The organism is Corynebacterium sp. HMSC074A09, assembly GCF_001811545.1.
GTDB lineage: Bacteria > Actinomycetota > Actinomycetes > Mycobacteriales > Mycobacteriaceae > Corynebacterium > Corynebacterium hiratae.
This window is the reverse complement of the sequence record NZ_KV805138.1, coordinates 15,631-26,783: the sequence shown is the minus strand read 5'-3', so window position 1 is coordinate 26,783 and position 11,153 is coordinate 15,631. Positions and strand designations below refer to the sequence as shown.

The following is an 11,153-nucleotide window of genomic DNA, read 5'->3' as shown; positions in this document are numbered from 1 at the left end:
CTACAGGAACTTGGCCGCGTCACGCACCCTCTGACGCGCCACGGCCGGGGTAGAGATACGGTGCATAGATACGTAGTCCGCGGTCTGTGCACCGGGGATCTTCACGCGCTCAGCAATCTCGTCCTGCGCCGCGGTCTGGACCAAGATGCCGGAATATAGCCCCGGCAGCTTCTCAACATCGAGGACATAGTCGCCGCGGATCTCCTCCGGGAGCTTGGCCAGCGCACCGAAGTCGGGGAAGGTGAGGAGGAGGGCGTCGGCAGGCACCAGCGCTGCGAGCGCGCCACCGGAGGAATAGCCCCACGCCGTCACGCGCTCTGCCCCCTGGGCGCGCGCATAATCGACGGCCGCCTGAACCGACTCCACCATCTGCGCCACGGTGTGCTCGGGCGCCAACGGATAATCCACATCAATGATCGTGGTCCCCGACAGCTGCGCCGCAGCAGCCACTTCGGGCCGCCACTGCATCTCTAGCGCCTTGCCGTCACCGCGCCACCAGCCACCGGAGTGCAGCGAGACTGCCCAACGGCCATTCTGTTCCGAGGGAACAAAGATCGCTCCGACCTCAGATTCCTCAACACGCACCCCCTCCGTGAAGGCAGTACCAGGCAGCGAGTGATCCACCGCGGTACCCAGCACCATCATCGAGGCCTGCACGATGCGATCCGGCAGCAGCGCACAGTAGCGGTCCGCCTCCGGCGAACCTCCACCTGCCCACGGCGGACGGAAGTCCGGCAGCGGGTAGTGCACCTCCATGTAGGAGGAGAGTTGCTCGAGCTGTTCTTCCGGACTTAGTTGGTAGTCACTCATGGCCCCCAAGGGTACTACCAGATGGTGACGCGCTCCTCTGGGACCAATCCATCCTCGACATCAAAAGCCTCGTAGAACTCGTCAATGTTCTCGGCGATGATGTTGCAGCGGAACTCCGCCGGCGAGTGCGGGTCAATAGCCAAGTACTGCGTAGCCATCTCCGGACGAATAGCAGTACGCCACACGCGCGCCCACGCCAGGAAGAAGCGCTGCAGACCGGTGTACTCGTGCTCTGCCAATTCAGGCTCAGCACCTTCTGCCTCAAAGGGCGCGACCTGACCGTTGATGTCCAGGCCCTTGTCGGCGCAGTAGTTCTTGTAGGCCACCACGGCAATGCCCAATCCGCCCAGGTCACCGATGTTCTCACCCAGAGTGAAGCTGCCGTTGACGCCTGCGGAATCAGTGCCCTCCAGTACCTTGGGCACCTGGCCTTGGAACTGATCCACCAGCTTCGCGGTCAACTTCTCGAAGGCCGCGCGGTCCTCATCCGTCCACCAAGAGTTGAGGTTGCCCTGGCCATCATACTGCGAGCCCTGATCATCAAAGCCATGCCCAATCTCGTGGCCAATCACCGCGCCGATAGCACCGAAGTTCTCCGCGGCATCAGCTTCTGGGTTATAGAACGGCGGGCGCAAAATAGCCGCCGGGAAGGTGATGTCATTGACCACCGGATTATAAAAAGCATTCACCGTCTGCGGGGTGGAGAACCATTCATCGCGGTCCGCCGGCTTGCCAATCTTGGCCAACTCATAATCGTGGTTCCACGCGTTGCCTGCGCGCACATTGGCCACCAAGTCCGCACCCTTCGGCGAAAACTCCAGGTCAGAGTAGTCGCGCCACGTATCCGGGTACCCAATCTTGGCCTTGAACTGGGAGAGCTTTTCCAGCGCGCGCTCGCGGGTACCCGGGTTCATCCACTCCAGCTGCGAAATCCTCTCGCGGTAGGCGGCGGTAAGGTATTCCACCAGCTCATCCATCTCGGACTTCGAGGACGGCGGGAAGTGCTTGTCCACGAAGACCTTGCCGATTTCCTGGCCCACCATGTTTTCCGCCAGCCCGACGGCGCGCTTCCAACGTGCACGCTGTTCAGTAGCACCCGAGAGCTTAGTTCCATAGAACTCGAAGTTCTTCTTACCGATCTCCTCGGTGAGGTAGGGGGCACGCGACAACAGAATGTGCCACGTAGCCCACAGTTGCCAATCCGCCATACGGCCGGCGGTGAACAGGCCCTCGAGGTGCTCAAAGTAGGACGGCATCATGGCCACCACGCGGTGCTCCGGCAGTCCCCCACCCTGCAGGATGGCGCGGGTGATGCTGGGCAGATTGGCGACGTCCACCGGGTTATACGTCTTCACCGCATCACGGGAGGCCACCACATCCCAATGCCCAGCCGCAATTTCCTTCTCCAGGTTCACGATGCGGGTAGCTGCAACCTCCGCGCCCAGCCCGAAGAGGCGAGCGGGATCTAAGAATCCCAGCATCGCCGCAACGTGCTTCTCGTAGTCAGCGAGCGTCTGCGCGTGAGCTTCTTCGCGGTAATAAGCCTCATCCGGCAGACCTAAACCAGACTGAATAATGTAGGCCACCGCGTCCTCAGAGCCGGAGTCTTTTTCTACCCAGAAGGTCACTGGGGCACCAACGCCCTCGCGCTCCAGAACACCCAGGTTGTGCGCCAGCTCCTCCGGATCAGCCGCAACCAGCTTGTCCAGATCTTCGGAAAGTGGCGCCGTCCCCGCAGCATTGACTCCCTCAACGTCCATGTGAGAGGAATACACGATCCCAGGACGGCCAGCGTCTTCCTTAACGATCTCGTGGACGAGTTCCTCGGCTTCGTCGCGCAGCGCGTGGAAGGTGCCGTCGACACCGCGATCATCGGGGATAACGTGGGACTCAATCCATGGGCCATTAACAAATTGATACAGATCCTTCATGCACTTCACTCTATGTCAGAAGCACGCGTTAGTGTGGTGTGCATGACTTCTTATCGTTTCCCTCCGGCGAAGATGACGGGACCTTTCTTCGCCGTGCTCGGGGCAACCTTGCTCGTCCTTGGGCTGCCCGCTGTGCTGAGCTTGGCCTTGCCGGAACGTGAACCTGAAATGGAAGAAGTGGTGCTCGATGACCCTGAGTGGCGCCAACCCATCGAGGGCCTTACGTGCAGCGTAAATCATGATTCCATGGCCAACCAGGCCTGGGACTGCGGCGATACCTTGGTCGAGGCCTATGTCACCGAAGGCGTCGAGGACGATGCACTCGCTTTGCGCCGCGCCGTGCGCGCAACCAGCTTCGAGGGCATGCCGAAGAAAGAAGACGTTAAAGATGCCGGAGGCATTCTCACCCTTGAAACGGATGGCTTTATTCCGGTCTTCGCCTTCAGCGTGGCTAAAGGCGATCTCAACTATCAGATCGTCTTCTCCAATGGTGACCCGACCGACCTTGCCCAACAATTTATGGAGGCCTTCTGATGAGCAAAATCTTCCGCGTTACCTTGTGGATCATCATTGGTCTCTGCCTACCGATTTCCCTGATTAATCTGCTCGGCATTTTCTTCGTGGCTCCTCTGCCGGGCCTCGTTAGCTTGATCCTCGGCGTCGGCTTCTTAGCGCTGGGCCTGTTCCTGTGGAGTCGCAGTCCGATGTGGGCAAGGCCGGGGAAAGGGTGGGCGTCGGCAAGCGTGCTCTGGGGAGCCGGCGCTGCTGTGACCTTGGCGCTGCTGTCAGCCTCCCCACTGACCGACCTCTCCGTGGGCCTGGGCTGGGAGGAATCCATGATGTCCTGGGCCGGTGCTTATCCGGAAGAATTTGCCAAGGCCCTCGGCGTGGTCTTCATCCTCCTCAGCTTCCGACAGCTCAACCGGCCTTGGCACGGCTTCATCGTCGGTGCGCTCGTGGGCTGGGGCTTCGAAGTCCTGGAAAACAGCCTGTACTCCGCGATGGGTGCACTGATGCACCCGACCTCAGACTGGATCGGCATGCTCCAGATGTGGGGTCTGCGCCTTGTTGCAGGCCCGTGCCTGCACATGTGCTTCTCTGCCATCGCAGGTTTTGGCATCGGCTGGGCTATCTACGCCGCGCATAAACCATGGTGGTGGCGCCTCGGCATTGGCGTGGGCGCGCTGTTTTTCTCCTTCTGTCTCCATTTCGCGTGGAACTACATGTGGGAGGAAACCTGGCAGCTCGTCACGCAGTATGTCCTCGTGGCGCTCATCATGTACCCGACGGTCATCTACCTGGGAATCCGCGCTCACCGCCTGGCCAAGACCGACGACACCTATTCGCATTCGCCGGGCGCGGCCAGCCTGCGGTGACTTAGTCGAACTGTCCTTGCAGGACAGCCACCGCATCGAGCGGAGTCACATGATAAGAAATGGGATTCTGGTTCGCACCGGCCATGAGCGCGTGGGCGCAGGAGTGACCCGCGCCCATCATGTGGCCGAGCTCGTGGGCGATAGTGCCTTGGAGCGCCTCTGGGTACTGAGCGTTAGCGGTCTTGATGAAGAGCATCCCATGGTCCGGGTAGGCCGTACCTTGGACGTAACCGTTCGGTTCCGGCTTGTAGATGATGGCGATGGTGTCTTCATCAGCCTCGGACGGCGCTACTTCCTTAAGCGAGGCCTTCCCGTCGAGCGCGTCGTTCCACTCAGCTACCGCGGCATCGAGCTGCTCGCGGTAGGGGAAATCATCCGCCACCTTGTACTTAAGGACCCCGCTCTGGAAGTAAGAAGGAACGGAATCGGCATCGCGCAGAATAGACGGATCCGGAACGGGCTTTCCTTCATTTGCCAACTTGGTAATGGTGGCACACGTGCCTGGGGAAATAAGCGAACGGGTTTGGTCGCTCTTCGCAGTCGCTGCTGGGGCAGCGCTCAAAGCTGCAACAGCAATGGTCAAAATGGACAACGTCTTGCGCATCAGAAATACCTTTCGGGCTAGCAACTGCTTCGTTGACAGCCGAGAATATATTGATTTCTTAGCAAGCGCAAAGGTACTTCTTAGCTTATTTCCTGGTTGGTCAGCACACCTGCGACGAGCTCGGCACAGCGCGCTTCAGTTCCGCACACGCCCTATCGCGCGCATCTTGGAGGGGCGTCGGCAAGCTCGGCGCCTGCGGAGAAACCTCCACCGCACCGAGAACATCCGTCGTGAGATCCGCCGGGGAACCATAGGTATTAGCCGCCACACTATAACCCGGACCAAAAGAGGCACTCGCGTGAACTTGGCGATCATCCGACCACCCAAATTTCGTGCCGATGATGCCCGGGATTCGTGCGGTGCCAAAGTCCTGGCGGTAACCGTCGGCCGCCGTGGGCGCTGCCGTCGCCATGCCCTTCGTGATCGGCGCGGCAACCGGATCGCCAGAAATCACCCCGATGAAGCGCGTGAGATCCTCCGTCGACGTCGTGACATTTCCCCAGTAGCCGTTGTGGTGGGTCTCCCCCAGCTGATACTCACCGATGATGGAGGGAATCGCCTGCGGATATTTCCACTCTAAGTCGCTGGCAGTTCCGTCCTCAGAGAAACGAATCATGTTCTCCACGCGGGCTTTATCCTCCGGCGCGCCGTACTTCAGCACCCACATGCCGAGGTATAGCTTGGCCAGGGATAGCGCGGCGCGGGACTCATGGCCATTTCCGGTGGAGACTGAGTTTCCGTCGGCATAACGCACGGTCATCTGGGTGCGTGGTGGAACCTTTTCAGGATTGAACGTCAGGGCATGGGCGGGTGGCGCCGTGAGAGCCGCAAGAGCAAGGCCAACGATGAGCGGGGTAGGTTTCAGCACGCGCATAGATTAACTCAAGTCACAATTTTAACAACCCCCCAGTGAGGGCGCATTAACCAAACATACGTCCCACTCCAGGGGACTTCCGCGCGGCCCGCATCGAGCGGGAGACCGACTGAAACCATACCTCGCCAGCATCTGCCACCTCAGTTGCCTCCCCTTTAACAACTTTTCTTCCGGGGTAGACATCGTGGAGGGTGTGGCATAAACTCGTTTTTCGAAAGGGGTTTCGAACAGTGGGGGTTCGGATCCTCTCAGTAATTCACTTAAGAAAGAGGGGGGTTGCGCGTTTCGTGTCTTCCACTACAGACGTTGTTAATGCGTCCTATTTTTCTCATTCCAATCCAAATGATCCGGTCTGCGTGGCAGGTCAAGGTGTACGCCAGGCAGACTATGAATTCTGGTCCAGCGTTCTTCCCGCACTTGACGAGGACGCCGATACGGCCTGCATGCGCCTTGGGATAAAGACCGGTAAATCTGCTGGCGCGGTAGCCCGCATTATCATGGGCCTTCACCGCCTTACCGAGCTTCCTCAAGTAAAGGCTCTGCAAGATGCCAACCATTTGCTGGACCTAGCGGCTTTGATTGCCATCGATCAGGTGATGGCTAAACTAGGCCAGCCTTCAAAGGAGGTGGTCGCCGCAATTGATGCCTCATTAGCTCGGTGGTTTACCCCGACTAAGCCGAATCAGGTATTTCCCACCACCGCGCAGATTCGCCGCCGGATACGCGACCTCGTCAAGGTTCATGATGACTCCATCGCCGTGGAGGATAAGCGCCCAAAGAATCGGTACTCCATGATGACCCGCGCCCAGCGCGCCACCCTAGAACTCGAGGTAGACAGCAGCGTCGGAATCATCATCCATGAAGCAATTAAGGCAGCAGCCGAAAAGCATAAGGTGTCCATGGCGGAAGCGCTGATCCTCCTCACTACCGGAAAGGTGGAGCCAGAAGCTGCCCGAGTAGTGCTCCACACGTATAAAGCCGACGATGTAGAGGACGCCCCGGTGTACGTGGAAGGACATGGCTGGCAAGCAGGAGACATCCCGGCTAAATCCACAACGGTAAGAGATTTGAGCACCAAGCCGGAGGCCTCTAAGAGCTACGGACCAGCCACGATGGTTCGCAAATACGTTGAAGGCCGCGATGGCACCTGCCGTGCCGCTGGCTGCGGAATGCCGGCGTGGTTGTGTCAGTTAGACCACCGGATTAACTACGCCGATGGTGGGCCAACGCATCCGGACAACATGGTGGCGTTGTGCCAGCACCACCACAATATGAAAACCGATGGACGGGCCTTTTATATCTTGGACCCTGATACCGGGGATGTGGTCTGGCTTTTTGAGGACGGAACCTGGGCAATCACAGAGCCTTCCGGGCCGCTGGCTCCTAAGCGCAAGCGCTGGGCACGGAGCATCGCACAAGATATTGAAGGATATCGCACCAGGAAGCATCGCGAGGCTCAGGAGCTTAAAGCCGAGCTAGACAAAGAACAACGAGAAGCCGCACGCCAAACAGAAAAGGCGAAGAACAAGAAATCTGAAGGCAGTGAAGAAATCCCCTTCTAGGAAGGATCCGTCGTTTACAACGACGAATGGGATAGCCGGCTCTACCCCATATCCACTAGGAGCACTCCGCCAATGATCAGCGCGACCCCTAAGCCCTTAAGCCAAGTGAAAGGCTCGCGGAAAAGCATGAAGGATAAAAGAGCAGTAAGCGCCACGCCACAGGCAGTCCAGATTCCATAGGCCACACCTAGCGGTATGCCCTGACGGAGAGCCAACGACAAGAAAACATAGGAGGACACATAGGCCACGACGACCCACGCTACCCACGCCTTCTGCCCATGAACGGCCAGCATACGCAGGCCCAATGTACCGGCGACTTCGATGAGGATGGCAAGGGATAACCAGATCAAGGATCCACCTCCACGAGCGTGGTCTTCGGTTCCCTGCCGCCCATTTCAACGCAGACCACGCCGGCGATGATGCACCCCATGCCCACCAACATGAGCGGCGTGAGCTGTTCGCCAAAGAGGTACGCGGACAACCCTGCGGTAAGCACCACGCCGGTTGCACCCCAGATGCCATAGGCCGCACCCACGTGCATGCCGCAACGCAACACTTGATGCAGGGCGGAAAAAGCGACGACGTAGCCCGCCACCACCACGACATAGACCGCGGGGTGCTCTAGCGCCGCCTTGAGGCATAAAGTCGCCACCACCTCACTGATGATGGCAATGGTCAAAAAGAGCCAAGCGCGCACTTTCACCCTCCCAGATCCGCCGCATCCAGACCGCACTTCGAAAGGATCACGCGGTCCCCACGGTGTGGGATACCTTCTTCATCCCAATGGACTTGGGCGGCGGAAGTGTGGGCGCGGCCGGTACTGTTAACCACCCGCCACCAGGGCAGATCTGTGCTTTTCGACATCACCCAGCCCACATACCGCGGGCCGACGCCCGCCACTTTTGCGATCTCTCCGTATGTGGAGACATTGCCGGGCGGTATGCGGCGCACGACCTCCGTAACCCTAGAGTTCGATGGGTTCTTCGGGGGCATCCTCAACCTCACACAAGGTCAGGGCCGTACCCGTGGAATCCTCAATCAGACACAGGCGGCCGAATGGTGAATCGTGGGGCTCGCGAATGATCTTTCCGCCGTTATCAATCACAGCCTTCGCCGCTTGGTCGATATCCCGCACGCCCAAGTAGGTTTGCCAGAAACTCGGCAAACCCTCCGCGTGCCAGAACCCGGCAAAGGCAGCGCCTTCTTCCTCCGCGACTGCGTAGTGCTCATCGCCGCGAATCTCCCAGTCGAAGAGCTCGCCATAAAAGTCCAACGTCGAGTGGAAATTCTCCGAGACCGTCAGCTCGTGCCATACCGGGGTCCCCGGCTCGCCGCCAGCAACGAAGCGGTCGAGCTCCGGCTGCGTCAAACCAAACATGGCACCACTGTTGTCCAGAACAAGCGCCAACGGCGCGCCTAATGCGAGGATCTTGCCGCCGAGTTGTTCTACCCGGGCGCAGTCGGCTTCCAAGTCGCGGGAAAGGAAGTACGTTGCCCAAGTGTCTTGGCCAGGGACGATCTCCGCGATCGGCAGGCCCTCCAGACGGGCAATGCCCTCTTCGAATTCCCAGCCCAACACGGCGGAATAAAACTCCTCGGAAGCCTTCACGTCGGAGCTAGCCAGAGTAATCCAGTAGGGCATTCCTACTTCTGCTTCAAAGGCGGGCATTAAAGGTTCCTCCACTTCTCCGGGTCGAAGTCATCATCGGCGGTGGCCTCATCAAAATAATCGTCGTCGTCTTCGACGACGCGGGCGCAGGTGTCGGAGACGCAGATGACGTCGCCAAGCGCCAGCGTTGCACCGCGCTGCTTAGTCACTTCCCCATTGACGGTGACCTGGCCTTGCTCGATAAGTTCTTTGGCCTCACCCCCGGTGGCGACCAAGGATGCCAGTTTGAGGAACTGGCCGAGCTTGATGGATTCTCCCTTAATTGAGACTTCTAGCATGCTGACCAGCATACCCAGCGGCTGCACTGAGCAGTCCCTCCACCAGAATGATGACGCCAAGCAGGGCAAACACTACGCCACTAAAGATATCGACACTGGCGGAGTTCTTCGCCATCCACTTCGACACCGCACGAGTACACAGCGCGACACCAACAAAAATAATGAGGCTTTCTATAACCAACACAGAACCAACCGTGGCATTGGCGCTCAAGCCCATGTCCGGATCGATAAAATTGGCAAAGATAGCGCCGAAGAAAATCAGAACCTTGGGGTTGGAAAGGTCGCTGACCAGGCCCATGCGGTACGCCGTGCCGAGTCTGATGATGCCATCCGGGGTGAACCCGCGCGGTTGAGGGTTCATAGTTGCCGGTGCACGGCGCTCTTTGATGCCACCGCTGATGGCAGAAAAAGCCATCCACAGCAGATAGCTGCCGCCGGCAACCTGCAGCGCCACCAGGATTTCCGGGTGCGCCGAAATCAATGCGGTAAGCCCCGCTAGCGAAGCAACGGTCCACATCATCAAGCCGGTGGTGCTACCGATTGCGGCCCACACCGCCGCGCGCGTAGAGCGTGCACCCAAACGAATAATCTGCACCACGTCTGGTCCTGGCGAGGCCATCGCCGCGAACCACACACCCATTAAGGCCACTATGGCGCTGAATGCCATCTAACACCCCCATACTCACATGTGTTTTCACTAACGCATGCCACTATAAGAGGCGTCTCACCTGCAGCGAAACAGGTAATTTAGCTTTGCGTGCGCGGCTTAATGGTCATGGTGTCAATGTTGACGTGCTCCGGCAGCGAGGCCACCCAACGCACGGCCTCAGCGATGTCTTCTGCGGTGAGGTTGAGTTCGCCGTCATACACCTGTGCAGCACGTTCGGTGTCGCCCCGAAAACGATTGAGGGAAAACTCCGCCGTGGCTACACGGCCCGGGTCGAGTTCGGTGACACGAACGCCGTGCTCCTCGATACGAAGTGCACGGGAAATCACGCGCACACCGTGCTTAGCGGCGTTGTAGCCGGAGCCGCCCTCGTAGACGTTCCAACCGGCAACGGAGCCCATGTTGATGATGAGCCCACCCCGCAGCTTCGGCATGAGGGCTTGGATCATACGGACAGTGCCTAGGACGTTGACGTCGTACATCCACTGCCAGTCATCGATAGTAGTCTCCACGAGGGGCTCCAGGCCCTTCGCGCCACCGGCGTTGTTGACCAAGAGGTCCACGCGGTCGAGGTGGGAGACGAACTCAGCCACGGACTCGTCCGAGGTTACGTCGAGGGCGTGCGCCTCGCCGCCGATGTCCTTCGCGAGGGCCTCAAGGCGCTCTACGCGACGCGCACCGACGACAACATGCCAACCGTCGGCCGCCAACGCTCTTGCCGACGCCTCCCCGATCCCCGACGATGCTCCTGTGACGACTGCTACCTTTTCCATGCGCCCTAGGATAGGACTTCTTCCAGCTCGGCGCAGATGTTTTCGACGATCCCGGCCTTGAAATCAGCCGGGGTGAAGGTGCCATCCTTCATGTCGGTATTCAGCGAGATATCCAGCTGGGTGCGCAGCTGCTTCATAGAGAAGTTCGCCATGATGAGGCGCCACGCCTCTACCGCGCGGATGCCGCCGCTGAAGCTGTAGCCCACATACGCAATCGGCTTGCCTACCCACTCGGCGCCGAGGGAATCGACGGCGTTCTTGAAAGCGCCCGGCACGGAGTGGTTGTACTCCGGGGTGACAAAGATATAGCCGTCGCAGGAATCGACAGCATCGGACCAAGCCTGCACCTGCGGATCCTCGTAATTCTTGTTTGCCGCCATAGGAATGACGGAGGTGGTGAGGATCGGAACGTCGAAGGCCTTGAGGTCAATGAGCTCGTAGTCCACGTCGCGCCCCTGAGCGAGGTCGGTGACCCACTGGGCGATGGCCAGTCCGGCGCGGTCGTCGCGGGTAGAGCCGAGGATGATGCCGATTTTCGCCATAAGGATGCCTTTCTTAATTTGTTAACACGTCAACGTCTGAGGGTACGCCGATATGTCGACGCAATCG

15 protein-coding genes are annotated in these 11,153 nt (G+C 59.2%); 3 read left to right on the top strand and 12 right to left on the bottom strand.

The features are described from left to right. Together HMPREF2807_RS04135 and HMPREF2807_RS04130 are read right to left on the bottom strand one after the other, a co-directional pair. Entirely contained in the window at window positions 1–810 is an 810-nt protein-coding gene (locus HMPREF2807_RS04135; RefSeq protein ID WP_118853186.1) for an alpha/beta hydrolase, read from the bottom strand. A 14-nt stretch (window positions 811–824) separates the two neighbouring features. After that, on the bottom strand, window positions 825–2,741 hold the full coding sequence (locus tag HMPREF2807_RS04130) for a M13 family metallopeptidase (RefSeq protein WP_070510686.1): 1,917 nt from the start codon (window positions 2,739–2,741) through the stop codon (window positions 825–827). A 42-nt stretch (window positions 2,742–2,783) separates the two neighbouring features. Here HMPREF2807_RS04130 and HMPREF2807_RS04125 point away from each other — a divergent pair, with 42 nt between their 5' ends. Continuing rightward, on the top strand, window positions 2,784–3,275 hold the full coding sequence (locus HMPREF2807_RS04125; RefSeq protein WP_049156735.1) for a hypothetical protein: 492 nt from the start codon (window positions 2,784–2,786) through the stop codon (window positions 3,273–3,275). Then, window positions 3,275–4,117 (top strand): PrsW family intramembrane metalloprotease, encoded by an 843-nt coding sequence (locus HMPREF2807_RS04120; RefSeq protein ID WP_049156732.1) that lies wholly within the window; start codon window positions 3,275–3,277, stop codon window positions 4,115–4,117. The genes HMPREF2807_RS04125 and HMPREF2807_RS04120 overlap by 1 nt, the downstream gene beginning before the upstream one ends. 1 nt (window position 4,118) lies before the next feature. On the opposite strand, the gene HMPREF2807_RS04115 is transcribed toward HMPREF2807_RS04120, so the two are convergent. Both HMPREF2807_RS04115 and HMPREF2807_RS04110 read right to left on the bottom strand, forming a co-directional pair. Further along, the gene (locus tag HMPREF2807_RS04115; protein WP_046647030.1) at window positions 4,119–4,721 is read right to left on the bottom strand and encodes a zinc metalloprotease; all 603 of its coding nucleotides are present in this window, start codon (window positions 4,719–4,721) and stop codon (window positions 4,119–4,121) included. Between the two features lie 100 nt (window positions 4,722–4,821). Then, window positions 4,822–5,589, bottom strand: coding sequence for a hypothetical protein (locus tag HMPREF2807_RS04110; protein ID WP_141761672.1), 768 nt, complete (start codon window positions 5,587–5,589; stop codon window positions 4,822–4,824). 293 nt (window positions 5,590–5,882) lie between these two features. On the opposite strand from HMPREF2807_RS04110, the gene HMPREF2807_RS04105 reads away from it, so the two are divergent. Beyond that, on the top strand, window positions 5,883–7,157 hold the full coding sequence (locus tag HMPREF2807_RS04105) for an HNH endonuclease signature motif containing protein (RefSeq protein ID WP_070510756.1): 1,275 nt from the start codon (window positions 5,883–5,885) through the stop codon (window positions 7,155–7,157). A 41-nt stretch (window positions 7,158–7,198) separates the two neighbouring features. Here the strand turns inward: HMPREF2807_RS04105 and HMPREF2807_RS04100 are convergent, their stop codons facing one another. The 8 genes from HMPREF2807_RS04100 to HMPREF2807_RS04070 all read right to left on the bottom strand — a co-directional run bounded on the left by HMPREF2807_RS04100 (window position 7,199) and on the right by HMPREF2807_RS04070 (window position 11,086). Next, window positions 7,199–7,507, bottom strand: a complete 309-nt coding sequence (locus HMPREF2807_RS04100; protein ID WP_046648595.1) for a DMT family transporter — start codon at window positions 7,505–7,507, stop codon at window positions 7,199–7,201. Continuing rightward, on the bottom strand, window positions 7,504–7,854 hold the full coding sequence (locus HMPREF2807_RS04095) for a DMT family transporter (RefSeq protein WP_070510682.1): 351 nt from the start codon (window positions 7,852–7,854) through the stop codon (window positions 7,504–7,506). The genes HMPREF2807_RS04100 and HMPREF2807_RS04095 overlap by 4 nt, the downstream gene beginning before the upstream one ends. A 2-nt stretch (window positions 7,855–7,856) precedes the next feature. Then, on the bottom strand, window positions 7,857–8,150 hold the full coding sequence (locus tag HMPREF2807_RS13445) for an MGMT family protein (RefSeq protein WP_080975120.1): 294 nt from the start codon (window positions 8,148–8,150) through the stop codon (window positions 7,857–7,859). Further along, window positions 8,122–8,826, bottom strand: a complete 705-nt coding sequence (locus HMPREF2807_RS04090) for a VOC family protein (protein ID WP_070510680.1) — start codon at window positions 8,824–8,826, stop codon at window positions 8,122–8,124. The genes HMPREF2807_RS13445 and HMPREF2807_RS04090 overlap by 29 nt, the downstream gene beginning before the upstream one ends. After that, on the bottom strand, window positions 8,826–9,104 hold the full coding sequence (locus tag HMPREF2807_RS04085; RefSeq protein ID WP_046648682.1) for an RNA-binding S4 domain-containing protein: 279 nt from the start codon (window positions 9,102–9,104) through the stop codon (window positions 8,826–8,828). Before HMPREF2807_RS04085 ends, HMPREF2807_RS04090 begins: the two co-directional genes overlap by 1 nt. After that, on the bottom strand, window positions 9,085–9,771 hold the full coding sequence (locus HMPREF2807_RS04080; RefSeq protein WP_046648600.1) for a LysE family translocator: 687 nt from the start codon (window positions 9,769–9,771) through the stop codon (window positions 9,085–9,087). The genes HMPREF2807_RS04085 and HMPREF2807_RS04080 overlap by 20 nt, the downstream gene beginning before the upstream one ends. Before the next feature lie 80 nt (window positions 9,772–9,851). Further along, window positions 9,852–10,544, bottom strand: coding sequence for an SDR family oxidoreductase (locus HMPREF2807_RS04075; RefSeq protein ID WP_046648602.1), 693 nt, complete (start codon window positions 10,542–10,544; stop codon window positions 9,852–9,854). 5 nt (window positions 10,545–10,549) lie between these two features. Further along, window positions 10,550–11,086 carry an NADPH-dependent FMN reductase gene (locus HMPREF2807_RS04070; RefSeq protein ID WP_046648604.1) on the bottom strand — a complete coding sequence of 179 codons (537 nt, stop codon included), beginning with the start codon at window positions 11,084–11,086 and terminating at the stop codon, window positions 10,550–10,552. Between the last annotated feature and the right edge of the window lie 67 nt (window positions 11,087–11,153).

What these genes read in the sequence shown, in the direction of transcription:
- HMPREF2807_RS04120 (WP_049156732.1), top strand. Translation starts at nt 3,275, where the DNA reads ATGAGCAAAATCTTCCGCGTTACCTTGTGGATCATCATTGGTCTCTGC.
- HMPREF2807_RS04130 (WP_070510686.1), bottom strand. Translation starts at nt 2,741, where the DNA reads ATGAAGGATCTGTATCAATTTGTTAATGGCCCATGGATTGAGTCCCAC.
- HMPREF2807_RS04070 (WP_046648604.1), bottom strand. Translation starts at nt 11,086, where the DNA reads ATGGCGAAAATCGGCATCATCCTCGGCTCTACCCGCGACGACCGCGCC.
- HMPREF2807_RS13445 (WP_080975120.1), bottom strand. Translation starts at nt 8,150, where the DNA reads ATGCCCCCGAAGAACCCATCGAACTCTAGGGTTACGGAGGTCGTGCGC.
- HMPREF2807_RS04075 (WP_046648602.1), bottom strand. Translation starts at nt 10,544, where the DNA reads ATGGAAAAGGTAGCAGTCGTCACAGGAGCATCGTCGGGGATCGGGGAG.
- HMPREF2807_RS04125 (WP_049156735.1), top strand. Translation starts at nt 2,784, where the DNA reads ATGACTTCTTATCGTTTCCCTCCGGCGAAGATGACGGGACCTTTCTTC.
- HMPREF2807_RS04080 (WP_046648600.1), bottom strand. Translation starts at nt 9,771, where the DNA reads ATGGCATTCAGCGCCATAGTGGCCTTAATGGGTGTGTGGTTCGCGGCG.
- HMPREF2807_RS04085 (WP_046648682.1), bottom strand. Translation starts at nt 9,104, where the DNA reads ATGCTAGAAGTCTCAATTAAGGGAGAATCCATCAAGCTCGGCCAGTTC.
- HMPREF2807_RS04135 (WP_118853186.1), bottom strand. Translation starts at nt 810, where the DNA reads ATGAGTGACTACCAACTAAGTCCGGAAGAACAGCTCGAGCAACTCTCC.
- HMPREF2807_RS04115 (WP_046647030.1), bottom strand. Translation starts at nt 4,721, where the DNA reads ATGCGCAAGACGTTGTCCATTTTGACCATTGCTGTTGCAGCTTTGAGC.
- HMPREF2807_RS04090 (WP_070510680.1), bottom strand. Translation starts at nt 8,826, where the DNA reads ATGCCCGCCTTTGAAGCAGAAGTAGGAATGCCCTACTGGATTACTCTG.